The 25,731-nt window shown below is 64.9% G+C and carries 27 protein-coding genes; 6 read left to right on the forward strand and 21 right to left on the reverse strand.

The genetic code is table 11. From position 1 onward, the window contains the following. The first annotated feature begins 190 nt into the window (after positions 1–190). Positions 191–1,495: an ergothioneine biosynthesis protein EgtB gene (gene egtB, locus ABIC76_RS21165; RefSeq protein ID WP_354535149.1), complete on the forward strand. Its 1,305-nt coding sequence runs from the start codon at positions 191–193 to the stop codon at positions 1,493–1,495. A 52-nt stretch (positions 1,496–1,547) separates the two neighbouring features. Here egtB and ABIC76_RS21170 read toward each other — a convergent pair whose 3' ends face one another. The 6 genes from ABIC76_RS21170 to mltG all read right to left on the reverse strand — a co-directional run bounded on the left by ABIC76_RS21170 (position 1,548) and on the right by mltG (position 6,408). After that, complete coding sequence (locus ABIC76_RS21170) at positions 1,548–2,402, reverse strand: ankyrin repeat domain-containing protein (protein ID WP_354535150.1); 855 nt, start codon at positions 2,400–2,402, stop codon at positions 1,548–1,550. Further along, positions 2,386–3,189: a TatD family hydrolase gene (locus ABIC76_RS21175; protein ID WP_354535151.1), complete on the reverse strand. Its 804-nt coding sequence runs from the start codon at positions 3,187–3,189 to the stop codon at positions 2,386–2,388. Before ABIC76_RS21175 ends, ABIC76_RS21170 begins: the two co-directional genes overlap by 17 nt. A gap of 52 nt (positions 3,190–3,241) precedes the next feature. Further along, positions 3,242–3,661 carry a PilZ domain-containing protein gene (locus ABIC76_RS21180; RefSeq protein WP_027681441.1) on the reverse strand — a complete coding sequence of 140 codons (420 nt, stop codon included), beginning with the start codon at positions 3,659–3,661 and terminating at the stop codon, positions 3,242–3,244. A 42-nt stretch (positions 3,662–3,703) separates the two neighbouring features. After that, positions 3,704–4,714, reverse strand: coding sequence for a DNA polymerase III subunit delta' (locus ABIC76_RS21185; RefSeq protein WP_206272099.1), 1,011 nt, complete (start codon positions 4,712–4,714; stop codon positions 3,704–3,706). 81 nt (positions 4,715–4,795) lie between these two features. Beyond that, entirely contained in the window at positions 4,796–5,413 is a 618-nt protein-coding gene (gene tmk, locus ABIC76_RS21190; RefSeq protein WP_354535152.1) for a dTMP kinase, read from the reverse strand. Beyond that, a complete protein-coding gene (gene mltG / locus ABIC76_RS21195) occupies positions 5,410–6,408 on the reverse strand; it encodes an endolytic transglycosylase MltG (protein WP_354535153.1) in 999 nt (332 codons plus the stop codon). Before mltG ends, tmk begins: the two co-directional genes overlap by 4 nt. Positions 6,409–6,540: 132 nt before the next feature. Here mltG and ygfZ point away from each other — a divergent pair, with 132 nt between their 5' ends. The 3 genes from ygfZ to ABIC76_RS21210 all read left to right on the forward strand — a co-directional run bounded on the left by ygfZ (position 6,541) and on the right by ABIC76_RS21210 (position 8,829). Then, on the forward strand, positions 6,541–7,581 hold the full coding sequence (gene ygfZ, locus ABIC76_RS21200; protein WP_316887853.1) for a CAF17-like 4Fe-4S cluster assembly/insertion protein YgfZ: 1,041 nt from the start codon (positions 6,541–6,543) through the stop codon (positions 7,579–7,581). Between the two features lie 13 nt (positions 7,582–7,594). Next, the gene (locus ABIC76_RS21205) at positions 7,595–7,885 is read left to right on the forward strand and encodes a DUF4936 family protein (protein ID WP_027681436.1); all 291 of its coding nucleotides are present in this window, start codon (positions 7,595–7,597) and stop codon (positions 7,883–7,885) included. 128 nt (positions 7,886–8,013) lie between these two features. Further along, the gene (locus ABIC76_RS21210; RefSeq protein ID WP_027681435.1) at positions 8,014–8,829 is read left to right on the forward strand and encodes an NRDE family protein; all 816 of its coding nucleotides are present in this window, start codon (positions 8,014–8,016) and stop codon (positions 8,827–8,829) included. 12 nt (positions 8,830–8,841) lie between these two features. Here the strand turns inward: ABIC76_RS21210 and ABIC76_RS21215 are convergent, their stop codons facing one another. Further along, the gene (locus ABIC76_RS21215; RefSeq protein ID WP_354535154.1) at positions 8,842–9,744 is read right to left on the reverse strand and encodes a sterol desaturase family protein; all 903 of its coding nucleotides are present in this window, start codon (positions 9,742–9,744) and stop codon (positions 8,842–8,844) included. A 100-nt stretch (positions 9,745–9,844) separates the two neighbouring features. Here ABIC76_RS21215 and ABIC76_RS21220 point away from each other — a divergent pair, with 100 nt between their 5' ends. After that, entirely contained in the window at positions 9,845–10,750 is a 906-nt protein-coding gene (locus ABIC76_RS21220; RefSeq protein ID WP_354535155.1) for a LysR family transcriptional regulator, read from the forward strand. Here the strand turns inward: ABIC76_RS21220 and ABIC76_RS21225 are convergent. Genes ABIC76_RS21225 through ABIC76_RS21235 form a run of 3 tightly spaced genes read right to left on the reverse strand, consistent with a single transcriptional unit; the run spans position 10,740 to position 12,643 of the window. Continuing rightward, complete coding sequence (locus ABIC76_RS21225; RefSeq protein ID WP_102067237.1) at positions 10,740–11,192, reverse strand: GNAT family N-acetyltransferase; 453 nt, start codon at positions 11,190–11,192, stop codon at positions 10,740–10,742. The two genes, ABIC76_RS21220 and ABIC76_RS21225, sit on opposite strands and share 11 nt — an antisense overlap. Before the next feature lie 9 nt (positions 11,193–11,201). Then, on the reverse strand, positions 11,202–11,639 hold the full coding sequence (locus tag ABIC76_RS21230; RefSeq protein WP_102067238.1) for an acyl-CoA thioesterase: 438 nt from the start codon (positions 11,637–11,639) through the stop codon (positions 11,202–11,204). 23 nt (positions 11,640–11,662) lie between these two features. Then, a complete protein-coding gene (locus ABIC76_RS21235; RefSeq protein WP_316876045.1) occupies positions 11,663–12,643 on the reverse strand; it encodes an alpha/beta hydrolase in 981 nt (326 codons plus the stop codon). 110 nt (positions 12,644–12,753) lie between these two features. Between ABIC76_RS21235 and gbd the strand changes: the two genes are divergently transcribed. Beyond that, entirely contained in the window at positions 12,754–13,902 is a 1,149-nt protein-coding gene (gene gbd / locus ABIC76_RS21240) for a 4-hydroxybutyrate dehydrogenase (protein ID WP_024975654.1), read from the forward strand. A gap of 9 nt (positions 13,903–13,911) precedes the next feature. Here the strand turns inward: gbd and ABIC76_RS21245 are convergent, their stop codons facing one another. The 11 genes from ABIC76_RS21245 to pncA form a co-directional block, all read right to left on the reverse strand. Next, positions 13,912–14,838, reverse strand: coding sequence for an alpha/beta fold hydrolase (locus tag ABIC76_RS21245; protein WP_354535156.1), 927 nt, complete (start codon positions 14,836–14,838; stop codon positions 13,912–13,914). Between the two features lie 36 nt (positions 14,839–14,874). Further along, on the reverse strand, positions 14,875–15,777 hold the full coding sequence (locus ABIC76_RS21250; protein ID WP_354535157.1) for an SDR family oxidoreductase: 903 nt from the start codon (positions 15,775–15,777) through the stop codon (positions 14,875–14,877). 54 nt (positions 15,778–15,831) lie between these two features. After that, on the reverse strand, positions 15,832–16,794 hold the full coding sequence (locus ABIC76_RS21255) for a glutathione S-transferase family protein (RefSeq protein ID WP_354535158.1): 963 nt from the start codon (positions 16,792–16,794) through the stop codon (positions 15,832–15,834). 27 nt (positions 16,795–16,821) lie between these two features. Continuing rightward, complete coding sequence (locus tag ABIC76_RS21260) at positions 16,822–17,670, reverse strand: class II aldolase/adducin family protein (RefSeq protein ID WP_354535159.1); 849 nt, start codon at positions 17,668–17,670, stop codon at positions 16,822–16,824. A gap of 97 nt (positions 17,671–17,767) precedes the next feature. Continuing rightward, complete coding sequence (locus tag ABIC76_RS21265; RefSeq protein WP_354535160.1) at positions 17,768–18,778, reverse strand: NADP-dependent oxidoreductase; 1,011 nt, start codon at positions 18,776–18,778, stop codon at positions 17,768–17,770. Positions 18,779–18,822: 44 nt separating this feature from the next. Further along, positions 18,823–20,226, reverse strand: a complete 1,404-nt coding sequence (locus tag ABIC76_RS21270) for a serine hydrolase domain-containing protein (RefSeq protein ID WP_354535161.1) — start codon at positions 20,224–20,226, stop codon at positions 18,823–18,825. 93 nt (positions 20,227–20,319) lie between these two features. Beyond that, positions 20,320–20,754, reverse strand: a complete 435-nt coding sequence (locus ABIC76_RS21275) for a PaaI family thioesterase (RefSeq protein ID WP_027681422.1) — start codon at positions 20,752–20,754, stop codon at positions 20,320–20,322. 32 nt (positions 20,755–20,786) lie between these two features. Continuing rightward, positions 20,787–21,569 (reverse strand): SDR family oxidoreductase, encoded by a 783-nt coding sequence (locus ABIC76_RS21280; RefSeq protein ID WP_012762008.1) that lies wholly within the window; start codon positions 21,567–21,569, stop codon positions 20,787–20,789. Between the two features lie 23 nt (positions 21,570–21,592). Then, a complete protein-coding gene (locus ABIC76_RS21285; protein ID WP_354535162.1) occupies positions 21,593–23,461 on the reverse strand; it encodes an acyl-CoA dehydrogenase in 1,869 nt (622 codons plus the stop codon). Positions 23,462–23,816: 355 nt separating this feature from the next. Then, complete coding sequence (locus ABIC76_RS21290; protein ID WP_027681420.1) at positions 23,817–24,995, reverse strand: acetyl-CoA C-acyltransferase; 1,179 nt, start codon at positions 24,993–24,995, stop codon at positions 23,817–23,819. 58 nt (positions 24,996–25,053) lie between these two features. After that, positions 25,054–25,695: a bifunctional nicotinamidase/pyrazinamidase gene (pncA, locus tag ABIC76_RS21295; RefSeq protein WP_354535163.1), complete on the reverse strand. Its 642-nt coding sequence runs from the start codon at positions 25,693–25,695 to the stop codon at positions 25,054–25,056. Positions 25,696–25,731 lie beyond the last annotated feature (36 nt).

The following is a 25,731-nucleotide window of genomic DNA, read 5'->3' on the forward strand; positions in this document are numbered from 1 at the left end:
ACTGTTTCATGACAATCGATGCTGCGGTGCAGCCATCGTCGCAACGCAGCATCGCCGGTGTGCGCATGGCAAAGTTACAAAGCTCGCATATGCTTCTTACGAACATGGGCAAGCGGCGTGCGTCATTGCGTGCGCCGCGGCATGGCCCAGTTGCTGCTGTGCTGTCCTCGCTGCCTGCTCTGGAGACTCCATGCGCCTATCGCCCGTTCTTGATGTGCCGACCACCGCCCTGCCCGCGCTGATGCAGCACTACGGCGTGGTGCGAGCCCAATCGCTGGCCCTGGCCGCGCCGCTGTCCGATGCCGATGCCACCGTCCAGTCCATGGACGACGCCAGCCCCGCGAAATGGCATCTGGCCCATACGACGTGGTTCTTTGAAGAATTCATCCTCGGCCCCAACGTGCCGGGCTATCGCTCGCCCGATGCGCGCTACCGGTACCTGTTCAATTCGTACTACGAAACGGTGGGTGCGCGGCATCCGCGCCCGCGTCGCGGCATGCTCACACGCCCCACCCTCGATGAGGTGCGCGCCTATCGCGGCCATGTCGATGCGGCCATGCAGCGCTTGCTGTCCGGCGGCGTATCGGACGATCTTGCCCGCTTGGTGACCCTGGGCCTGCACCACGAGCAGCAGCACCAGGAGTTGCTACTGACCGATCTTCTCCACCTGTTTGCGCAGAACCCGCTGTGCCCGGCCTATGCCGAAGCGCCCGCAGCACGCGTGCATGCGGCCCCGGCGCAACCGGGTTGGGTCAGTTTCCAGGGCGGTGCCGTGCAGATCGGCAAAACCGAGACAGGAGCCGACACCGACTTCATGTTCGACTGCGAAGGCCCGCGCCACACCGTCTGGCTGGAGCCCTATGCGTTGGCCACGCACCCTGTCACGAACCGTGAATGGCTCGCCTTCATGCAGGACGGCGGCTATCGGCAGCCAACGTTGTGGCTGTCCGACGGCTGGGCGTGGGTCCAGCGCGAAGGCATTGATGCCCCGCTCTACTGGCGCGCCGGCATGGACGAGGCCGAGGGATGGCAGCAGATGTCGCTGCAGGGCCTGCAGCCGGTGGATCTGGACGCGCCGGTCACGCACGTCAGCTTTTACGAGGCCGACGCCTACGCCCGCTGGGCCGGCGCCCGCCTGCCGACGGAAGCCGAATGGGAGCACGCCGCCGAGGGCCTGCCCGTGCAAGGCAACTTCGCCGGCCGGGGCGCGCTACGTCCGCTGCCTGACCACGGCATCGCCGAGGCCGGCAGCCTGCGTCAATTGTTCGGTGATGTGTGGGAATGGACTGCCAGCCCTTACGGCCCCTATCCGGGCTTCGAGCCGGCCGAAGGCGCCGTGGGCGAATACAACGGCAAGTTCATGTGCAGCCAGATGGTGCTGCGCGGCGGATCGTGCGTGTCGCCCGAGGGGCATCTGCGGGCGACATATCGCAACTTCTTCTATCCGCACCAACGGTGGCAGTTCACCGGCTTGCGGCTAGCGCGGCGGGCGTGAGGCGCATCACGCCCGGCACCGGCGCTGACGTGCCGGGCCGTTCGGGCTGCGTCTAGCGGTTGCTGTCAAACAGCATGTTGGTCGGCGTGCCGATCGTATCCTGCCCGGCCGGGCTAGGCGCCGCCGCGTCGCGTTTGGCGGGCGGCATCGGCGTCGGCACATCCGGCGCTGCAGGCTTGGCAGGCTGCGACACTGCGGCCGCAGGCGCCGGTGCTGCAGCAGGCTTGCCGGATTGCGCCGCCAGCTTGCGCCGGCGCGATTCCAGCCCCGCAGCAATTTCATCCTGGTGATATCGCTTGGCGAAGTCGATCACGTCCATCTTCTGCTGGTTGCGCAGGTTCATGTCCGCGCCCTCGTCCAGCAGCAGCTTGACGGTCGTGATGTGCCCGCCCATGGCCGCCATCATCAGCGGCGTGGTCGCGTTGGGGCTTTCGGCATCGATATAGGCCGCGTGGTCGAGCAGGTATTTGACGATGTCGTCATAGCCGTTGGTGGCGGCGTAATGCAGCGCGGTCCAGCCGGTCTTGTTGACCTCCACGTCGTACGTTTCCACCATCAGCTTCACCATGGGCAGCAGGCCCTGGTAGGCAGCCATCATCAGCGCGTTTTCGCCTGCGGCATTGGTGCGCTCGAAATCGATGTTCTTGGCGCGGATGAGCGCCTCGGCCACCTCGATGTTCTTCTCCTTGAGCGCATCCACCAGCAGCGGCGTGCCATCGCGGGTCTTCAGGTTCGGGTCGACGCCCTGCGCGACATATTTCTGCACCAGCGCCGGACGGTTGTATTCGACGGCGTTGCGCAGATCGTCCTGCGGCGTGGCGAGTGCGACACCCGACAGCGCCATCGTCAACGCACCAGCGAGGCCGATTTTGTTCATTGCTTGCTTCAAGTTATTGCGGTATCGCATTGAATAGATTGAAGAAATTCTCGGTGGTAACGCCGGCAATCCGGTCCAGCGGTTCGCCGCGCAGCGTTGCCAGGAATTCGCCCACGTGGCGCACGTACGCCGGCTCGTTCGTCTTGCCGCGGAACGGCACCGGCGCCAGGTACGGCGAGTCGGTCTCGATCAGCATGCGGTCCAGCGGCACCTTCTTGGCGGTTTCCTGCAGATCGACGGCATTCTTGAACGTCACGATGCCCGAGAACGAGATATAGAAACCCAGGTCCAGCGCGGCCTTGGCCACGTCCCACGTCTCTGTAAAGCAGTGCATGACACCGCGCGCGGCCTCGGCGCCTTCCTCGCGCATGATCGCCAGCGTGTCGTCGGCCGACGAGCGCGTGTGGATCACCAGCGGCTTGCCGGTCTGCTTCGACGCGCGAATGTGCGTACGAAAGCGATCGCGCTGCCACTCCATGTCGGCCACGGTGCGGTCGCCCAGGCGGTAGTAGTCGAGCCCGGTTTCACCGATGCCGACCACGCGCGGATGATCGGCCAGCGTCAGCAGACGCTCGAGCGTGGGCTCTTCAATGGACCGGCCTTCTTCAACGTCCGCCGCGGCATCGGGATGCACGCCCACGGTGGCGTACACGTTCGGCTCCTGCTCGGCGATCTCGAGCACGCTCGGGAAGTCTTCGAGCGTGACGGAAATGCACAGCGCGTGGGTGACGCGGTTCTCGCGCATGCGCGTCAGCAGTTCAGGCAGGCGCGCGCGCAAGTCGGGGAAATTGATGTGGCAGTGGGAATCGACAAACATCGAATAATCAGAAAGTTACGGCGCAAACTTCGTGCGCCGTATCAGGTAGAAATCAGAGGGTTTGGGTGGGCCGCTGCGAGTTGATCTGCTTGCCCAGCACTTCTTCGATCACACGGCGCAGCACGCGGCACTGCTCATCTTCGCCAAGATGTACGCCAATGCCCGGCGTCTTGGCCGGCGTGCCTACGGGCGTGATCCAGGCCACCTTGCCGGCCACCTGATACTTCTGCGGGCGGTCCAGCAGCGAGAGCACGAGGAAGACTTCCTCGCCGATCCGGTAAGGGCGCTGCGTCGGCACAAAGATGCCGCCGTTCTTGAGGAACGGCATATACGCGGCATGCAGGCCGGCTTCATCCTTAATGGCCAGCGAGACGATGCCCGGACGGGTCGGTGCGCCCGGGGCCGTGCCGGCTGCAGCGGGTGTGCCAGGGGTGACGGGAGTGCCGGGCGTACGAAGAGGTGCAGTGCTCACAGGGTGTCCACAAAGTGCAAACGTTCAGGTGCAGGTTCGGATTCAGGCAGCGGGAAACAGCTGCCGGTAATCCATCAACAGGCTTTCGATGACAAGCCGCGCAGCAAGCGGATGCTGCTCGGTGCGGCGCCGCTCCGGCAAGGCACGCGCGAAACGTTCCAGGCGATCCAGCGGGATGGTATTCGCGCAACGTTGCAGCGCATCGCGTTGCCCCGGGAAATAACGCGGACGCCCCGCCAGCCGTGCCGCCATCAGGTCAAAGACCCACCGGTGCATGGTACTGAGAACGGCAGGCACCGACAATTTCTGTAAATGATCTGCCGTGGCGAGTGCGTCCAGCTTTGCGCCCTGGCCCAATTGTTCGAGCAGGAATTGCAGCAGCGGGCGGTCTTCGGATTCGGCGGCGGCCAGCGCGGCCAGCGGCGCATTGCCGAACTCGGCCAGCAGGTTTTGCGCATGCGGCACGCCTTGCTGCTCCAGCCACTGGCGCGCAGCCTCGGGCTGCGGCGGCTGCAGCGGAAACTGCCTGCAGCGCGACAGGATGGTCGGCAGGATGCGGTCGATACGATCCGTCACCAGCAGGAAGACGGTGTTCTGCGGCGGCTCTTCCAGCGTTTTGAGCAGCGCGTTGGCGCCTTCAGTCTGCAACGCGTCGAGCGGATACAGCACGACCACCCGCAACCCGGCGCGGTGCGTGCCGACCCCCACCCCTTCGATGAGGTTGCGGACCTGCTCCATGCGGATGATCTTGCTGGGCGCCTTCTTCTTGCCGTCGGCGTCCTTCTCTGTCTCGGGCGCGTCTTCCATTGCTTCAGGACGCACGAGATGGAAATCCGGATGGTTGCCCTGCGCAAACCAGTTGCACGCCGCGCACGTGCCGCACGGCTGGCCATCGGCCGCCGGCGTATCGCACAGCAGGCTTTGCGCAAAATGCATGGCGAAATCGCGCTTGCCGGTACCAGCCTGGCCGTTGAGCAGAATCGCATGCGGCAACTTGGCCCGCATTGCTTGCAGACGAGACCAGTCAGCGGATTGCCAAGGATAAAGCATCATGAATCAATGGGTTACGTTAGATTGTTGATGCAGAAACTCGTCGTGAAACCATTATTTCCGTATCCGAAATTGCCTGCAGAATCAGAGTGTTGCAAGCACATTCTCTAAGTCTTTCTGGATATCGGTGCGCTCGCGGTTGGCGTTGATCACGACAAAGCGATCCGGCTCCGCCGCTGCGCGGCGCAGGTATTCGGCACGCGTGCGCAGGAAAAACTGCGCGGACTCGGCTTCGAACTTGTCCGGCGTACGGGCATCGGCCAGGCGTGCAGCGGCAATTTCGGGCGCGAGGTCGAAGAGGAGGGTCTTGGTCGGCTGCAGGCCCCGCTGCACCCAGTGCTCCAGCACCTCCAGCCGGTCGATCGCCAGGCCCCTGCCCCCGCCCTGATAGGCGAACGTGGCATCGGTGAAGCGGTCGGAGATGACCCAATCGCCGGCGTCCAGGGCCGGCTGAATCACTTCGGCAATGTGCTCGCGGCGGCCGGCAAACATCAGCAGCGCTTCGGTTTCCAGGTGCATGCGCTCGTGCAGCAGCACTTCGCGCAGCCGCTCGCCCAGCGGCGTGCCGCCCGGCTCGCGGGTGACGACCACCTTTTTGCCCAGGGGCGCGAGCTTCGCCTGCAGTTGCTGCGCAAACCACGCCAGGTGCGTGCTCTTGCCTGCCCCGTCGATCCCTTCGAATGTGATGAACTTGCCGGTCATGGTTGGCCGCGCTGATATTTGTTGACGGCCCGGTTGTGGTCCGTCAGGTTGGTCGAAAACTGGCTGCTGCCGTCGCCGCGCGCCACGAAATACAGCGCGTCTGACGACGCCGGGTTCAGCGCCGCCTGCAGCGACGCCATGCCCGGCAGCGCGATCGGCGTGGGTGGCAGGCCGGTCCGCGTGTAGGTGTTGTACGGCGTGTCCGTCTGGAGGTCGCGCTTGCGCAAATTGCCGTCAAAGCTGGCACCGAGGCCGTAGATGACCGTCGGGTCGGTCTGCAGCAGCATGTTCTTGCGCAGTCGGTTGACGAACACGGCGGCGATCATCGGGCGCTCCAGCTTCTGGCCGGTCTCCTTTTCGATGATCGAAGCCATGGTCAGCGCCTCGTACGGCGTCTTGTATGGCAGATCCTGCGAGCGCTTGGCCCAGGCATCGTTCAGGCGCTTCTGCATGGCCTGGTAGGCGTGGCGATACAGCTCCACATCGCTGCTGCCGCGCGCAAAGAGGTAGGTGTCGGGAAAGAACAGGCCTTCGGGGTTGGCCTCCGGCGCGCCGATCTTGCGCATCAGGTCTGCATCCGACATGCCCGCCGTGTCGTGCTTGAGCGCAGGCTCGGCGTCGACCACCGCCCTCATTTGCCGCATCGACCAGCCCTCGATGACGGTGACCACGTAATGCGTGACGTCGCCGCGCGCCATCTTGTCCAGGATGGACAGGGGCGTCGCGCCCGTTTCCAGCGCATAGCCGCCGGCTTTCAGGCTCTTGGCGTTGCCGGTGGCGCGCGCCAGCAGTGAAAACAGCTGCGGCTGCACGCCCACGCCGGCATTGGCCAGTTGCTTGCCGACCGAGATCACGCTCGAGTTCGGTTTGATCACCACCTCCAGCGGCGACGCCGCCAGGCTCACCGGTTGCTGGGCCCACCACACCACGCCGCCTGCCGCTGCCAGCACAATCAGGATGGCCAGCAGGACCAGGCGCTTGAGAAAAGAGAGCATTCTGTTGCGAATCTGTGTGAGGAACCGGCCGACACCGGCGATTTCCGCACTCTTGAAATGGATAGACAGGGCACAAGCTGCCCTTTAGACAGCCCAATATAATACCGGGTCAATCTCAGGCCGCCCCGCACCATGAACGATGTCTTCCACGATTTTGTCGATACGCTGAGCTTTCCCCCGCTCGACGTGCAATTTGACGCCGCTACGCGCGGCAGTGTGCTGTGTGCGCCGACCGATCTGGCGCGCATCGCCGTCGAAGGCGCCGATGCCGCCGAGTTTCTCCATAACCAGCTGACCAACGCCGTCACGGGCCTGGGCCTGAACCAGGCGCGCCTGGCGGGCTACTGCTCGCCCAAGGGTCGGCTGCTGGCCACGCTGCTGGTGTGGCGTCAGGCCGATACGTTCGTGCTGCAGACCGACAAGGCCATCGCGCCGGCACTGACCAAGCGCCTGTCGATGTTCGTGCTGCGCGCCAAGGCCAAGCTGCGCCCGATGGACGAGTTCATCGCCATCGGCGTCGCCGGGCCGGACGCGGCGGACGCGCTGCGTGAGGCCGGTGCCGTGTTGCCGGAGCCGGATACCGTCAACGCGGTGGCGCAGCAGCCTGCCACGGTCGGCCAGCAATTCGGCGCGGTCGTCCGCCTGCCGGATGCCGGCGGCCGCCCCCGCTATCAATGGATGGTGCATGCCGAGCATTTTCAGGACGCCTGGAAGACGCTGTCGTCGCGCCTGTCGCTGGTCGGCACCGAGGTGTGGGATTGGCTGAGCCTGCAAGCGGGTGTGCCGCACATCACCCTGCCGACCCAGGAGCAGTTCGTCCCGCAGATGGTGAACCTGGAGCTGCTCGGCGGCGTCGATTTCCGCAAGGGGTGCTACCCCGGGCAGGAAGTTGTGGCGCGCAGCCAGTATCGCGGCACACTCAAGCGGCGCATGCAGCGCGCGCACGTCAATGCCCCCACGTCGGCCGGCGCCGAGGTCTACAGCGCAGCCGATCCGAACCAACCGTGCGGCATGGTGGTCAATGCAGCCATGGCGCCTGATGGCGGGACCGACCTGCTCGTCGAGTTGAAGCTGGACGCGCTCGACACCGCGATCCATCTCGCCACGCCGGACGGCCCGGCGCTGACGTTGCAAGCGCTGCCGTACGTCATTCCCGTTTCAGAAAACGCCTGATACCGCCCCCATCATGGCCGACCACCTGTTCGTCTACTTCCGCATCGCCGAGCGTGACGCTGCCGCTGCCCTGCCGCGCTGGCAGCGTTGGCTCGAGACCGTGGAAGAAGCGACCGGCGTGGCGGGCGCGTTGATGCGCCGCCCCGAAACACGCGACGGCCAGGCCACCTGGATGGAGTCTTACGACGACGTCCCGCCCGCATTTGCTGCCACGCTGGCGGCGCTGTGGGAAACCGGCGGCCCGCGCGAATTCGTTGCGGGTGAACGCCACGCAGAGCTGTTTGTCGATCTAGAAAACAGCTGACGGCGCCCTGCCGCAATCCTCATCGCAAAAATCCGGCAGGCTGCTATGCTTGGCCGAAGCCCGCGCGACACAGGTCGTCACATTGACCATGGGTCGTTCGTTGCGCGGCATGTTCAAAGGAAGTGCTCATGTGTTTGATTCTCACGGCCTGGCACGCCCACCCCGCCTACGCGCTGGTGGTGGCCGCCAACCGGGACGAATTCTATGACCGTCCCGCCGCGCCCTTGGCGTGGTGGAGCGACGCGCCCAATGTGCTGGCCGGGCGTGACATGGCCCAGGTGGTCGGTCACGCAGGCACGTGGATGGGCATGACGCGCGACGGCCGCTTTGCCGCGCTGACGAATTACCGCGCGCCGTCCGAGCGCCGGCCCGATGCACGCTCGCGCGGGGAACTCGTCTCCAATTTCCTGATGGCGGACGACATGTCGGTGCCCGCGTATCTCGACAGCCTCGCCGCCCGCGACCGCGCCTATAACGGCTACAACCTGCTGACCGCCACGCGCGACGAACTCTGGTGGACAAGCAACCGCGCCGAAGCGCCGCGCAAGCTCGCGCCCGGCCTCTACGGGCTGTCCAACGCACTGCTCGATACGCCGTGGTTCAAGGTGCGGCATCGCATGGCCGCCTTTGCCGAAGCGCTGGCCGCAGATACGGGCCGGCACGGCAACGCGCTGGATGTGGCGCGCTATCTCGATCTGCTGTCGGAAACGCGTGAAGCACCGACCGGCGCCCTGCCCGCCACCGGCGTGGCCCCTGAGTGGGAGAAGCTGCTTTCCGCCGCGTTCATCCGCTCGCCGCGCTACGGCACGCGTGCCAGCACCATCCTGCGCATCCGGCACGACGGCTGCTTCGACGTGACCGAACGCCGCTTCGACGCCCAGGGCCAGATCGGCGAGACGCGCTATCTCGGCGTGCTCGACACCGTCACGCACGCCGATACGTAAGCGCTGGGCCGCTCAGGCCGCTTCCCGCCCAGCGCTGGTGGCCTGATCCCCTTCCATTTCGGTGATGGCCGCGCCGCCCGGGCGCAACGCAGAATGTTCGCGCTTGGACTGCACCAGCGGATAGAACATCTGCGCCGTCCACGGCTCGGCGCCGAACAGCACGTCGTCCTGCAGGCCAATCTTGGCGGGATATTTGCGCGTGATATGCGCGGTGCCGAACAGCACATCCCAGAAGAACAGCAGGTTGCCGAAGTTGCCTTTGTAGTGGCCAATGCCGTCGGCGTTGGTGAGTGCGTGATGCGCCCAGTGCGTGGCGGGCGTGGAAATCGTCCGCTCGATCACCCACATCAGCGGGCGCAGTATGCGGATGCGGTATAGCGGCGCGTCCCAAGGCCAGGCGCAATGCGCGCCCACAATGACGGTCAGCTTGACGACCAGGTACGCCGCATAGACCGGCCCAAAACCGAGGTACACGGCCACGCCGCCAATCCACAGCCCGGGCATCATCAGGTAGTAGAAGAAGTTGTTGCGGTACGTCACGCGCACGCTCATGTACGACGCGCTGTGGTGCGCACGGTGCAGCGGCCACAGCAGCGGTGTGTGCGAGGCGCGGTGCCAGAGGTATTGCGTGAGGTCATCGCCAATCAGCAGCAACCCGGTCATCGCCCACCAGGGCAGATCGGCCCAGGCGTTGTGCTGCGCGGGAATGAGCCACTTGCACAATGCGTTGCTGCCCAGCAGCGCGATCGGCTGGGTGATGGCGACAAGGCTGATGAACATCAGCGCTTCCAGCCAGGCATCGTTGGCCGTGGCGCGGCCGCGCACGTTGGCTTGATAGCGCCGCGTCACGAATTCCATGGCGGCAAATCCAAGGATGCAGGCGACGATCAGCGCGTGCTCCATGTGCGAACTCATTGGTGTCTCCTGGCTTTTGTTGTGCAGACAAGCCTAGGAGTGCCACATCAATGCGTCCAATGCATAATGAACATCCGTTCAATGCGCAGGACGCAACACCATGGATTTGCGACGCCTCAGCCATGTGGTAGCCCTCGCCGACACGCTGCACTTCGCGCGGGCCGCGCAGACGGTGCATCTGAGCCAGCCCGCATTCAGCCGCAGCATCCAGGCGATCGAAGACGATCTCGGCATCCGCCTGTTCGATCGCGAAACCGGCGACGTGCGCCCCACCCCGGCCGGCGAATTTGTCATCGAACGTGCGCGGCGCCTGTTGTTCGAAGCGCGCTGCCTGCAACGCGATGTCGATCTGTATCGCGACAGCCAGCTCGGCGACACGGCATTCGGCGTCGGGCCGCTGTTGACGGCCACGCTGATGCCGCAAGCACTGCAGGAACTGCGGCAGCAGCATCCCCGGGTCGCACTGCGCATGGAAGTCGGCAATTGGGTGCAACTGCTGGAGAGCCTGCGCAGCGAGAGCATCGAGTTCTTCGCCGCCGATGTGCGCGATATGCCGAAAGACGCCGCGCTGGATATCCAACCGATCGGCGGCCAGCCCCCTCACCTGTACGTGCGGGCCGGCCATCCGCTTGCAGGGCGCACACACACGCTGCGCGAAGTCTGGGAATACGGCATTGCCGTACCGAAGCTTCTCACCCCGTCAAAGGTGGAGCTGGCGATGCTGCTTGGGTTACCGGCAGGTCAGGAAGCCAGCATTGCGCTGGAATGCGACAACTACGGCGTATTGAAGACGGTGGCACTCACAACGGACACGGTGCTGGGCGCCACGGATGCAGCGGTGCGGGAAGAGCTGGAAACCGGCGCGCTGGTGCGGCTGGCGGTGAAGGGTTGGCTGTCGCCGCCGTCGACCACGGGGATTGTGCGCCTGCACGGCAGAACCGCGTCGCCGGCAGCGCAGGCGGCCATCGCAGCGATTGTGCGGGCCGCCACCGGCATCAACGTGTAAGCACGCGGCGCATGGTCCGGTGCGGAATGCCGGCCTCCTCGAACTCCTCGCCCTCGGCTGTAAAGCCCGCGCGCACGTAGAACGGCATGGCGTGCGTTTGTGCGTTCAGGATCAGCTCGGGGTAACCCAGCGACTGCGCCTTGTCGATCAAGGCGTCCAGCACGCGCGCCCCGACGCCCGTGCCCCGTGCTTCCTTGCGCACCGCCATGCGGCCGATATGGCCGTCGGGCAGCAGGCGGCCGGTGGCGACGGCCCGCCCGGCCGTGTCGTGTGCCAGCGCATGCCAGCACTGGTCATCCCACTCGTCCCATTCCAGTTCAACAGGCACGCCTTGTTCGGTGACGAACACGTCGTAGCGGATGGCGCGGGCTTCTTCGCGCACGGCGTCCCAGCGGGCAACTTCAACACCGGCAAGCGGGCGGACAGATTCAGGGGCAGTCATGCTCGGTTCTCACACTTCAGGCTTCAGGACTTCGAAATTGAGGATGCGCTCGCGCAGCGTGTCGGGAATCGGCGCGGAGGTCTGCGTGGCAGGGTCGGCGCACACGTAAATCACTTCGCCGGTGACGAGGTGCTCGTCTGCGCGATACATCTCGATGATAAAGCGGATGCTGGAGCGGCCCAGACGCGCCACGCGGCAGCGCAAGTCCAGCTCGTCGTCAAAGCGCGCGGATGCGTGATATTCGAGCGTGGATTTGACCACGTAGAAATCCACGCCGAAGGTGTCGACCACATCGACCGGATACCGCACGCCGATGCTGCGCCAGTATTCGGTGATGCACACATCGGCGTACAGCAGGTAGTGGCCGTTGAAGACGATGCTCTGCGCATCGACTTCGGCCCAGCGTACGCGCAGGGGTGTGCTGTGGCGGAAATCCTCGATCGCCATGTGGTCTCCTTTTTTTGCTCTGGTTATGGGGATTCGGTCTCGGTGCCGAAGGCGCGGCGTAGCGCGTTGGCGGCGTCGCGATGCGCGTCTTCCACGGCCGGCACGAAGCGCCCGATCTTGAAGAAGTCGTGGATCATGCCTTCGTACAGTTTCAGCTCGACCGGCACCTCGGCTGCGCGCAGCTTGTTGGCGTAGCCGATGCCGGCATCGCGGATCGGGTCGAAGCCCGCCACCGCAATCCATGCGGGGCATACGCCGGTCACGTCCGCGCCGTGGCCGCCTGCATCGAGCGGGGCGAAACGCCAGTCGTCGCGGTCGGCATCGCTGCGCAGGTATTGCGAGAAGAACCAGCGGATCATCTCGTGCGTCAGCAGGTAGCCCTCGGCAAACTCCCGGTGCGACGGCGTGGATTCGCGCGCCGTGGTGCCCGGATAGATCAGCAGTTGCAGCACCGGCGCCAGGCCGCGGTTGCGTGCCTCGATGGCCGTCACTGCGGCCAGCGTTCCGCCCGCGCTGTCGCCGCCGAAAGCGATGCGAGCCGGGTCTGCGCCGATGGTGGCGGCTTCGTCAAACACCCACTGCAGCACGTCGAATGCGTCGTTCGCTGCGGTCGGGAATTTCCACTCGGGGCCAAGTCGATAATCCACCGACAACACCATCGCACCCGATTTGGCCGCCAGCGACCGGCAAAGCTGGTCATGCGTCTTGATGCTGCCCACGGTAAAACCGCCGCCGTGGAAATACACCAGCAGCGGCAGCGGATCGGCCCAACTGGCCTCACGCGCCGCGTACGTGCGGATGGGAATGGCATGGCCGTCGCGCGCCGGCACCGTCAGGTCGTGCACGGCCTCCAGCGGGATGGCCGGGATATCGACGATGGGGCTGCTTTTTTCGTAGGCGATCTTGGCGTCGGCTGGGTCAAGGGCGTTCAGCGGCGGACGCTTGGCACGCGCCACCAGATCGAGCAACTGGGCAACGTGCGGGTCGAGAGATGGGTGCTGCATGCGGGGCGGGAACTGAACGATCGTTCTAATTTGGCTATCATCGGAGTATCCATTGAACCACGCCCGCGCGACAAGACGGGCGACGCAGACAAACACCCTCCGGAGACAGCATGGCCCTCATCTTTTACCTCACCCACGTTCACCTCGGTTTCGGCACCGTCAACGAACTGAAAAGCGAGTGCGCACGCGTCGGCATCCGCCGGCCGATGATCGTGACCGACAAGGGCGTCGCGGCGGCAGGCTTGGCGCAGCGCGCCATTGATGCCACGGGCGGCCTGCCCGTCACCGTGTTCGACGAAACGCCTTCCAACCCGACCGAGGCGATGGTGCTGAAGGCCACGGCGCAGTACAAGGACGCCGGCTGCGACGGGCTGATCGCCATTGGCGGCGGTTCGTCGATTGACCTGGCCAAGGGCATCGCCATTGCGGCCACGCACCCGGAACCGCTCACCACCTACGCGACCATCGAGGGCGGCAGCACGAAGATCACGGAAGCGGCGGCGCCGCTGATTGCGATCCCCACCACGGCCGGCACCGGCAGCGAGGTGGCGCGCGGCGCGATCATCATCCTGGAAGACGGCCGCAAGCTCGGTTTCCACTCGTGGCACCTGCTGCCCAAGTCGGCCATCTGCGATGCGGAATTGACGCTGGGCCTGCCGCCCGCGCTGACGGCCGCCACCGGCATGGATGCGATCGCGCATTGCATCGAGACCTTCCTGGCGCCGGCGTTCAACCCGCCTGCGGACGGCATCGCGCTGGACGGCCTGGAGCGTGCATGGGCCAACATCGAACGTGCCACACGCGATGGCGCTGACCGCGATGCGCGCCTGAACATGATGAGCGCGTCGATGCAGGGCGCGATGGCGTTTCAGAAGGGCTTGGGGTGCGTGCATTCGTTGTCGCACCCGCTGGGCGGCGTGAAGGTCGACGGCAAGACCGGGCTGCATCACGGCACGCTGAATGCGGTGGTGTTGCCGGCCGTGCTGCGCTTCAACGAAACGGCCGAGACGGTGGTGCGCGACAACCGCTATGCCCGCATGCGCCGCGTGATGAACCTGCCGGCGGGCGCTGACCTCGCCCAGGCCGTGCATGACCTGACGGCGCGTCTGGGCCTGCCGACCGGCCTGCGCCAGATGGGCGTGCCCGAAGACGCGCTGGAACATGTGGTGGAAGGCGCGCTGCTCGACCATTGCCACAAGACCAACCCGCGCATCGCCACGGCAGACGACTACCGCCGCATGCTGGCGGAATCGATGTAGCGCAGGCGGTCAGGAAACGAACGACCGGATCAGCGCGGCAATGCGCTCCGGTTGTTCGTGCACGACCCAGTGCGTGCCCTCGGGAATGCGCTCCAGGCGCATGTCGGGGATGAAACGCTCCAGGCCGTTGAGCAGGCTTTTCGGCAGCGCCATGTCCATCTCGCCCCAGATCACCAGCGTGGGCACTTTGACGACAAACGCCTCGGGCGGCATCTGGTCGATGCGCAGCGGCGCCGTGCCTTCGCTGGGCGGATGCAGCGGCGAGGCGCGGTAATAGTTCACGCCGCCTGTCAGGCCATGCGAGCCGCCTTCCCCTGGCTGGCTCCAGGCCGCGTGATAGCGCGCCCGCACCTGGGGCGTAAACCATTCAGCCACGGGCTGGCCCATGCCGCTGAAGAAGCCTTCGAGCTTTTCGAAGTCGTTGGCGGCCAGCGCCTCCTCCGAGCCCGGCTTGCGCAGCCAGTTCATATACGCCGACGAGGCCTGCTGCGCCGGATCGCTCAGCAGCGCATTCGCAAACACCCAAGGGTGCGGCGAATTGACGATCACCAGCCGCTCGACCAACTCCGGATGCTGAATGGCGAGGTTCCAGCAGATCGCCCCGCCCCAGTCATGCGCGACCACAATCGCACGTTCATAGCCCAGCGCCGTGATGAACTGGGTCAGATCCTGCACCAGCAATTTCGGGCGATACGCATCCACCGCAGCTGGCTTGCTCGACAGGTTGTAGCCGCGCATGTCGGGCGCCACGGCGAAGTGCGTGTCGCCAAACGCTGCCAGCTGCGCCTCCCACTCGTACCAGAACTCCGGAAAGCCGTGCACGAACAGCATCAGCGGCGCGCCACGCTTGCCGGCGCTGGCGTAATGCAGCCGCGTGCCGTTGGGCAGATCGGCGAATTGCGATTCCGTGATGGCGGCAGCCGTTGCAGTGTTCATGGCGATCTCGGCGTTGTGGCAGTCGTGGAGGTGGAGTTACCCGCGCAGCGCATCGACCAGACGCGCGCGCACGTCCGGCTTGCCTTCAAACGGATCGGACGGATTGCGCTGCGAGATGATGTCTTCAAAGCGATGCTGCACAGGCGCCAGCGCGTGCGGATGCGAATAGATGTAGAAGCCCGCGTTGCGGATCGCATCGAAGGTCATCTGGCCGACCTGCTCGGCGGTGACCTTGCCGGAGCTGACCGCCTTTTCCGACATGGCGCGCGAAACGAGCTGCGACTTGGTGGGCGGCGCCGTGTTCGCCAGATCCTGCGGACGATTGCGGTCAGACTGCGTGATGCCCGTCGGCACGAAGTACGGGCACAGCACCGAGCAATGGATCTGTTCGGTGACCAGGCTCAAGTCCTGGTACAGCGATTCGGACAGCGCCACCACCGCGTGCTTTGACACGTTATAGATGCCCATGGCCGGCGCATTCAGCAGCCCCGCCATCGACGCCGTATTGACGATATGGCCCTCGTACGACGGATCTTTCTTGGCGGCTTCGAGCATCAGCGGGGTGAAGATGCGGACGCCGTGGATCACGCCGTGCAGGTTCACGCCGAGCACCCAGTCCCAGTCGCGCTCGGTGTTCTCCCAGATCAGGCCGCCCGCACCCACGCCGGCGTTGTTGAACAGCAGGTTGACCTTGCCGAATGTCTTGATGGCGAGGTCCGCCAGCGCCTGCACGTCTTCCACCTTCGACACGTCGACGCGCAAGCCGATCACTTCCACGCCCTGCGCCGAGAACTCCGCCACGGCGGCATCCAGCGCATCCTGCTGGATATCGGCCAGCACCAGCTTCATGCCCAACCCGGCACCGATCTTGGCGAATTCCTTGCCGAAACCCGACGCACCGCCCGTGATGGCGGCCACACCGCCTGCGAATTGCTTCATACGTGTCTCACTGATGTCGTTGTAGTAGGAAAGGCGATCGAGATGGGAGGCGTATCAGCCTGCCGCTTCGACCTTGCGCACGGCATAACCCACGCGCGGAAAATGCACCACCACCTGGCCGACGCGCGGGTCCTCCCGCAGCACGCCGACGCTGTCGCGCGTGGAGACGACGAGGTCTCCTTCGACCGGGTCGACGCCGTAGTCGACTGCCGCCACCGTCACGCGCGTGCCTTTGGGCAGGCCGTGGCTGTCGTCGAAGGTGGCCTTCGCTTCAGGTTCCGTCAGCGCATGCGGCGTGGCGGCCTTAGCAATGTCCAGCGCCTCGGCCGACGTCATCGGTTGCGCTTGCGAGTGACCGAATGCCGCAACGCGATGCATCCACGCCACCACTTCGGGGTGCGCATCGAGAATGCCCGCCACCGCCGTCGCGCGGCGGATGAACCACAGGCAGTGGTAGACGGAAAAGTCGGCCACGGTCGGCTGTTCGCCAAACAAGAAGATGCGTTCACCCGTGGCCAGCTGACGCTGCAGTTGTGCCAGAAAGACATTCAGCGTGGCGGTGGCTTCCGGCAGTGGCGTGCGCAAGCCGGTGCCGCCCACACGCATCGCCTTGCGGTCTTCCACGAAGGCTTTGACGAAGGCTTCGGGCGCATCGCCGAACAGGCTTTGAAAGCCCGCCGGCTGCGTCACGAATGTCGCCGTGGCCCAGAACAGCGTCGTATCGGCCCACTGCGCCATGGCAAACACCGCGGCTGCATGTTCGGACGGCACGAGTCTCGGCAGCGGATGAATCGATTCAAGCACCTGCGCGATCAGCGCCGTGTCGCAGTAGATGTCGGCGCCGATCTGCAGGAACGGCGTGCGCCGATAGCCGCCGGTGAGCGGCATCACATCGGGCTTGGGCAAGATCGGCGGCACCGTGACGGACTTCCACGGCTGGTCCTTGTAGCCGAGGATCAAACGCACCTTTTCAGAAAACGGCGAGGTGGCGTAGTGATGCAGGATCAGGTCCGTCATGCGGGCTCCGGAAATGTGCGTTGCCGATCAGTCGAGCAGATCGGGTTGTTCTTTGACGATGCGCGCATACAGCGGCTGGAACTGGAACCACCCCGCCTGCGCCGATCCGACGATCGAATACGCCTGGCGGGCAGCGGCATCGGAAATCGTGCGCGGTGCGTCGCCCTTGCGGGCGGCAGCGGCTTCGGCCAGCAACTGCACCTGGCAGGAGCGCTCCATCGTGATGAACCACCACGCGGCCTCGTCGACCGTCTTGCCGACCGTCAGCAGGCCGTGGTTCTGCAGGATGGCGGCCTTGTTGTCGCCCAGCGCCTCTGCAATGCGCTGGCCTTCGTCCAGCTCGACCACCACGCCGCCGAAATCGTCATACACGGCATGGTCGCCATAAAAGGCGCACACGTCTTGCGTAAGCGGATCGAGCTTGCGGCCGAGTGTCGACCACGCACGGCCGTATGTGCTGTGCGAGTGCGCAGCGGCCACCGCATCGGGCCGTGCCTGATGCACGCGCGAGTGGATCGCAAACGCGGCGGCGTTGACCGGATAATCGCCTTCCACCACGTTGCCGTGGTGATCGCAGCGAATCAGGTTCGACACCGTCACCTGGCTGAAATGCACGCCGAACGGGTTGACCCAGAAGCTGTCCTGATGCTCCGGATCGCGCGCCGTGATGTGCCCGGCCACACCTTCGTCGAAACCGAATTTGGAGAACAGCCGGAACGCTGCCGCCAGGCGCTGTTTGCGATGCAGACGCTCTTCGGCCACGGTGGCAAATTGCGGCGGACGCGGCAGGTTGCGATAGCGCGCAGCTGCCTCGGGGCTGAGGCTGGCGGCCATGCTGTCGGGCCGCTTCGCTTGCGTGGTTTCAGGTGCGTTCATGGTGTCTCCTTCACGCGTTTGTTGTGGGTGGGGCCATTCTGTGGCGGCCCTCGCCCAGCGGACTGTCAAGCGATTGACAGTCCGCGTGCGGCTCAGCTCAAACCAGCTTGACGAGTTGCTTGCCGAAATTCTTGCCCTTGAGCAGGCCCATGAACGCTTCCGGTGCGCTCGCCAAGCCCTGTGCCACGCTCTCGCGGAACTTCAGCTTGCCCTGCGCCACGAACCCGCCCAGCTCGCGCAGTGCTTCCGGCCACACGTCCATATGCTCGGAGACGATGAAGCCTTCGATGGTCAGGCGCGACACCAGGATCAACTGCGGGTTCTGCAGCGGCAGCGGCTGACCGTCGTAGCCCGCGATCATGCCGCACATGGCGATGCGGCCGAACGCGTTCATGCGCGACAGCACCGCATCGAGGATCGCGCCGCCGACGTTCTCGAAGTACGAATCGATGCCGTCGGGTGTCGCTTCCTTGAGCATCTTGTACAGCTCCTTCGGGTCCTTGGCGGCCTTGTAGTCGATGCAGGCATCAAAGCCGAGTTCGTTGACCACGTAATCGCACTTGTCCTTGCCGCCGGCAAAGCCCACCACGCGGCAGCCTTTGAGCTTGGCAAGCTGGCCGACCACGCTGCCCACGGCGCCCGAAGCGGCGCTGACCGCCACGGTCTGGCCGGGCTTCGGATGCATGATCTTGTTCAGGCCGTACCACGCCGTCACGCCCGGCATACCGACCGAACCCAGATACGCCGACAGCGGAATGTGGCGCGTATCGACCTTCTGAATGCCGCGCCCGTCGGACACGCCCACTTCCTGCCAGCCGAACATGCCGACCACGGCGTCGCCCACGGCAAACGACGGGTTCTTGGATGCTTCCACCAAGCCCACCGTGCCACCGATCATCACTTCATCCAGCGGCTGCGGTTGCGCATACGACTTGCTGTCGTTCATGCGGCCGCGCATGTACGGATCGAGCGACAGGAAATGGTTGCGCACCAGCACCTGGCCGTCCTGCAGCTCGGGGAGGTCCACCGTCTCCAGGCGGAAATTGTCGGGCGTCACGGCCCCTTGCGGGCGCGAAGCCAGAACGATGCGCTGATAGGTCTTCGACATGAAAAACGCTCCTGAATATCGGATATCGGTGTTGGGTCAGGTTGTTACTTGTGTTGCATGAAGTAATCGGCCAGCGCCGCATAGGCGCGATGCGTGACCGGATCATTGGCCGCATTGGCAGCGACCGGGTGCGAGGCATAGCGCACGATCGTCATCTGGGCCACCGGATCAATATAGATGCGCTGGCCATGGATGCCGCGCGCTTCGAACGTGTGGTGGTCATTGCTCGAAACCCACCACATGTTGCGATACGAATAGCCGGGCAGCGTCGCGTAGCCTGCCTTGGCAAACTTGGCCGGGTCGCCGCCGCGTCGAATGTCGTCGATCACGCTCTTGGGCAGAATCTGCTTGCCGTTGAAGCGGCCGTCGTTGCGGATCATCTCCCCAAAGCGCGCCAGGTCGCGCAGCGTGGTGTTCAGGCCACCGCCGCCCGATTCGGTACCGATGCTGTCCACCGAGAAGTACGCATCGTCCTGCGCGCCCATCGGTTGCCAGATGCGCTCCGACAGCAGCGCTGCGAGCGATTTGTTTGACGCACGGCGCACGATCCACGCCAGCGTTTCCGCGTTGACGGTTTTGTACGAGAACTCCGAGTCGTGCTCGCCTTCCTTGCGCAGCGTCGTCAGGTAGTCGTAGAAATTGTCCGGGCCCTTGTAGCCGGCCGGGCGCGGCAGCATGCCGCCGGCGCGGGCGTAGGCCCAGACATCGGCGTTCGGATCGGCATAGTTTTCGGAGTAACGCACGCCCACGGTCATGTCCATGACCTGGCGGACGGTGGCGTCGCCGTAGGCGGTGTCCTTCAGCTCCGGCACGTATTGCGTCACGGGCGCGGCCGGATCGAGCTTGCCGTCCGCCACCAACATGGCGGCCAGCGTGCCGACAAACGATTTCGTGACCGACATGGCGATGTGCTGCGTATGCGCGTCGAGCGCGCCAAAGTAGCGCTCGTAGATCACCTTGCCCTTGTGCATGACGAGAATGCCGTCGGTGTAGGTCAGCTTGAGCGCCTCGGCAAACGTACGGCGCGTGCCGTTCGGATCCGTAAACAGCACGCCGCTGATATCGCGCTCCGCACGCGGCAGCTTGCTGACCGGGCCGTCGCCGTGCCAGACCACGCGCGTCGGCACGAACTCGCGCACGTGGCTGTAGCCGTAGCGCGTGCGCGGGAACATGTTGCCCGCCAGGTCAAAACGGATCGTGCGATCGGGCGGCGGTGGGAAGCCCTGCATCCAGCCCATCTTGTTCGGGTCGGATTCGTCGGCCGTCAACGGCTTCTGCATCGGCGGTGTCGGTGCGGGCGGCGCCTGCACCGTGGTTTTCGTGTCAGCGGCCGGCGCGGCAGCAGGCGCGGAGCTGGAGGCGCATCCTTCCAAGGTCATGATCAGTCCGGTGCAGCAAAGCAGAGTGACGGCAAGGGCGGACGCCGTCCGCCGCGCAGGTTGTTGCATGGTTGTCTCCGTGGTTGCTCTTCTTGTGTGCCGGACGCTGTCCGGTGTGCCACTGGGTACTTGGTCGGGTACTGCAACTGCGGTGTTGACGTGTCAGCCGTCCGCGCCGGGTTCGGGCGTGCGCGGAGGCGGCATACGCTTGACGAACTTGAACGTGCCCGAGCTGCGCGCGACGAGCTTGTCATCTGCATCGCGCACCTCGCCTTCGCAGAACGCCATGGTCGTGGACTGATGCACGCAACGCGCGCTCGCCTTGAGGGTGCCGCGGCCGGGCTGCATGAACGCCGTCTTCATCTCGATCGTCACCACGCCGCGGCCATGCACGTCGGCCGAGCGGCCGGCCATGGCCATGGCGACGTCGAGCATCGTCATGGTCACGCCGCCGTGGGCCATTTCCCAGCTGTTCATGTGCTGTGCTTCGAGTGCGAGTTCGACCACGCCCTCGCCGTCGGCCACCTTCAGGCAGCGCATGCCGAGAAGCTTCAGGAAAGGAATGTCGATCGGAAAACCGTTGTTGTCTGCGTTCATGCTGCGTCAGAAAGAGTGAGAAGCAGCCGAAATTAGACCACGCTCACGCCGCCGTCGACGGCAAGGATCTGGCCGGTGATGTGCTTGGACGCATCCGATGCAAACAGCGCGGCCACGCCTTTCAGGTCTTCATCGTCGCCAATGCGGTGCAGCGGGGATTTTTCCGTCAGCTTGTCCACGCCGAGCTTTTCCAGCGAGCCGCGGGTCATCTTCGAGGGGAAGAAGCCCGGCGCAATCGCGTTGACGGTGATGTTGTGCTCGCCCCACTCGCCCGCCAGCGCGCGCGTGAAGTTGACCACCGCGCCCTTGCTGGTGTTGTAGGCGATCGTATCGAGCGAGCCCGGCGGATTGCCCTTCAGGCCCGCAATCGATGCCACGTTGACGATCTTTCCGTACTTGCGCGGGATCATCGAGCGCTTGCCGATCTGCTGCGTGAGCAGGAACAGGCCGCGGATGTTCAGGTTCATCACCTTGTCCCAGGCTTCGACTGGGTGGTCTTCTGCCGGTGCGCCCCACGTCGCGCCCGCGTTGTTGACGAGGATGTCGACGTGGCCGAGCTTGGCCAGCGCCTCATCGGCCAGGCGCTGGATGTCGGCTTCGACGGCGCCGTCGGCGGCAATCCAGTCCGCCTCGATGCCAAGCGACTTCAGGTGTGCCTGCGCCTCCTTCAGCTCATCGGCCTTGCGGGCAGACAAGACGATGCGCGCGCCCTGCTCGCCCAGCGCCTCGGCAATCTGCAGGCCGAGCCCGCGCGAGCCGCCGGTGATCAGCGCCGTCTTGCCGGAAAGATCGAAGAGGTGTTTCAGCGTACCCATGGTGTCTCCAGTCGTTGTCGTAGTTAGAACCAGGCGTCCTGCATGTCCAGCGTGGTCGTGTCGAGCGAGCCCAGCAGCACGATCTGCGGGTCGATCTTCGGCAGTTCCCACTGGAAGAAATAGCGTGCGGCCTGCAGCTTGCCGCGGTAGAAATCGGCGTCTTCGCCTTGTGCGTTGGGCAGGGCTTTGGCCGCGGCCAGCGCCTGTTCCAGCCAGATCCACGCGACGACCACGTGGCCGAACGCTTCCAGATAGACGGAGGCATTCGCCAGCGTCACGCGCGGGTCGCCAGCGGCCCACAGCGTCTGCGTGACCTTGGCCAGTTTCTGCGTCGCCATGCCAAGCGCACGGCCGTAGCCGACCAGTGTTTCGTCGTCGGTTTCCAACGCGCGGCCGACGGTGGCCTGCACACGCTCACCCAGCGCGGCGAAGGCAGCGCCGTCCTGCATCACGACCTTGCGGCCGAGCAGGTCCAGGCCCTGGATGCCATGCGTGCCTTCGTGAATCGGATTCAGGCGGTTGTCGCGGTAAAACTGTTCGACGTTGTATTCGCGCGTGTAGCCGTAGCCGCCGTGCACCTGGATCGCCAGGCTGTTGGCCTCCAGGCACCACTGCGACGGCCAGCTCTTGGCAATCGGCGTCAGGATGTCGAGCAGCAGACCGAGTTTGGCGCGTTTGGCCGCGTCGGGTTCACCGCGCTCTTCATCGACGAGCTTGGCGCAATACAGGTTCAGGCCGAGCGCGCCTTCCACGTAGGCCTTTTGTGCCAGCAGCATGCGACGCACGTCGGCGTGATCGACGATGCGGACCTGCGCAGACGCGGCATCCTTGCCCGACGGCCCGACCGGACGCCCCTGCGGGCGATTGCGCGCGTAGTCCACCGCGTGCAGATATCCCGTGTAGCCGAGCATCGTCGCGCCCATGCCGACGCCGATGCGCGCCTCGTTCATCATGTGGAACATGCACGCGAGGCCCTTGTGCGGCTCGCCAACGAGGTAGCCGATGGCGCCGGCGCGCGGCTGGCCGTCTGCACCTTTGGGGCGGAACTGCGTGCCCTCGCCAAAGTTCAGCAGGCAGTTGGTCGTGCCGCGATAGCCCATCTTGTGGTTCAGGCCGGCGAGGACCACGTCGTTGCGTTCGCCGAGCGAGCCATCCGCATTGACGAGGAACTTCGGCACGATGAACAGCGAAATGCCCTTCACGCCGGGAATCAGCTTGCCGTCCGGCCCGGGAATCTTCGCCAGCACGAGGTGGACGATGTTCTCCGACAATTCATGCTCGCCGGCGGAGATCCACATCTTGTTGCCGGTCAAACGGTATTGCGCGCCGAGCGGCGATTCGCCTTCGTATTCCGCGCGCGTGACGATGTCCGACAACGACGAACCGGCCTGCGGCTCCGACAGGCACATCGTGCCGTAGAAGCGGCCTTCCATCTCAGGCTGTACAAACGTTTCGATCTGCGCGGGCGTGCCATGCGCGAGCAGCAGATTCGCGTTGCCGATGGTGAGGAACGGGTAGGAGCTGGTACCGACGTTGGCGGCCTTGAAGAAACCGAAACCGGCTTTCTCGACCACCGTCGGCAGCTGCATGCCGCCGCGTTCGAAGTCCTGCCCCGCTGCCATCAAGCCCGCCTTGTTGAAGGCGTCCAGCGCGACCTTCACCTCCGGGATGATGTGGACCTTGTTGCCGTCGAAGTGCGGTTCTTCTTGGTCGTTTTTCTTGTTATGCGGAGCAAACAGATCCGTTGCGATGCGCTCGCAGGTGTCGAGTGCGGCGTCGAACGTTTCGCGGGAGTGGTCTGCGTAACGCGGAATGCGCGTGAGCGATTCGACGTTGAGCCATTCGTAGAGCAGGAAGCTGAGGTCGCGGCGGGATAGCAGTTTCGAGGACATGATGTTGGTGCATCCTGGGTTTCGTCCCCTGCCGGGGCGGGGGCTTTGGGTCCATCCCTTGTTTCGTGCCCTGCCGGGCCCGACTCACTTTCTTTGTCTTGCCAAAGAAAGTAAGCAAAGAAAGGCGCGCCCGAGATGGCGACCCACCCCTTGAATTTTCGTCACCGGGCGGAGACGGGAAAAACTCGCTTCGCTCAGACAGTTTCCCGTCTTGCTTCCGCCCGTCGACGAAAATTCAAGGCGCCATCTAGGGCAGGAACGTCAACGGCCAAACCGTCTGGGTGCGTGCGCTAGCGATCAAGCCAGCTTTGGCACAAAAAAGCAGGCTCCCGTTTTGAGCGGGAGCCTCGCCTCTTTAGAGCACCTCGAACAGGCCGGCTGCGCCTTGGCCGCCGCCAATGCACATGGTCACGACCACGTACTTGACGCCGCGACGCTTGCCTTCGATCAGCGCGTGGCCGACCAGGCGTGCACCCGACACGCCGTACGGGTGGCCCACGGCGATGGCGCCGCCGTTGACGTTCAGGCGGTCCATCGGGATACCGAGCTTGTCAGCGCAATACAGCACTTGCACGGCAAACGCTTCGTTCAGTTCCCACAGGCCGATGTCTTCCACCTTCAGGCCAGCCTTCTTCAGCAGCTTGGGCACGGCAAAGACGGGGCCGATGCCCATTTCGTCCGGCTCGCAGCCGGCCACGGCAAAACCGCGGAACACGCCCAGCGGCTGCAGGCCCTTGGCGGCTGCCACCTTGCCATTCATGACCACGGCAGCGGATGCGCCGTCCGAGAACTGGCTGGCGTTGCCGGCAGTGATCACGCCGCCGGGCATGGCCGTGCGGATCTTCGACACGCCTTCGAGCGTGGTGTCAGCGCGGATGCCTTCGTCTGCCGAGATCGTGACTTCGCGCGTCATGAGCTGGCCGGTCTTGGCATCGGCCACGCCCATCACCGTGGTCATCGGGACGATTTCGTCGTTGAACTTGCCGGCCGCAGCAGCAGCGGCTGCACGCTGCTGGCTTTGCACGCCGTATTCGTCCATGCGCTCCTTGGCGATGTTGTAGCGCTTGGCGACGTTCTCGGCGGTCTGCAGCATGCTCCAGTAGATTTCCGGCTTGTGCTTGTTGAGCCAGCCTTCGGTCATCATGTGGCGGTTCATCTCCTGCTGCACGCACGAGATGGATTCCACGCCGCCAGCCACGAAGATGTCGCCTTCATCGGCAATCACGCGCTGCGCGGCCATGGCGATGGTCTGCAGGCCCGACGAGCAGAAGCGGTTGACGGTCGCGCCCGGCACCGTCACGGGGCAGCCGGCACGCAGGGCGATCTGGCGGGCGATGTTGGCGCCCGTCGCGCCTTCCGGGTTCGCACAGCCCATCAGGATGTCTTCCACTTCGCCCGGCTCGATCTTGGCGCGCTCGATCGCGTGCTGAACCGCATGGCCGCCCAGCGTGGCGCCGTGCGTCATGTTGAAGGCGCCCTTCCAGCTCTTGGCCAGGCCGGTACGTGCGGTGGAAACGATGACTGCTTCGGTCATGGTGTTGCTCCTCGTATCTGGTGGCGGGCGCGGCTTCGGCAGCGCCCGATGTATTCCGTTATCCGTTCAAGACTGTGTGCGACTGCAACCGCGCGATGCCCGCATCCGTCATGCGCTGCCACGCCTGCGCCAGCGAACCGTTGAGGTCGATCGCGCGACAGGCATCCTCGATGACAGCGACGTCCAGCCCCGCAGCACGCGCATCCAGCGCCGACCATGCCACGCAAAAATCCGTAGCAAGGCCAACGCAGAACACGCGCTTGACCCCAAGCTCGCGCAGGTAGCCCAGCAGGCCGGTCGGCGTCTTGCGATCCGCTTCAAAGAATGCGGAGTAGCTGTCGATGTGCGGGTGATAGCCCTTGCGGACGATCAACTGCGCGTGCGGCACGTCCAGCCCATCGGCCAGCGCGGCGCCCGCGCTGTGCTGCACACAATGCACCGGCCACAGCACCTGCTGCCCATACGGCAGGTCGATCATGCCGAACGGCTGCGTGCCAGGGTGGCTGGCCGCGAACGACACGTGCTCGGCCGGGTGCCAGTCCTGCGTCAGCACAGTACGACCAACGGGCCCGAATGCCTTGGCGAGCCGGTTGACGACCGGGATGACTTGGTCGCCGTCCGGCACGGCCAGCGCACCGCCGGGCAGAAAGTCGTTCTGCACGTCGATGATCAGCAGGCAATCGGTGGACGTCAGTTGCATGGTGGCTCAGTCGCGTGATTCGGTTGATTCGCCGTT

The organism is Ralstonia sp. 1138, assembly GCF_040544795.1.
In the GTDB taxonomy this organism is placed as follows: domain Bacteria; phylum Pseudomonadota; class Gammaproteobacteria; order Burkholderiales; family Burkholderiaceae; genus Ralstonia; species Ralstonia flatus.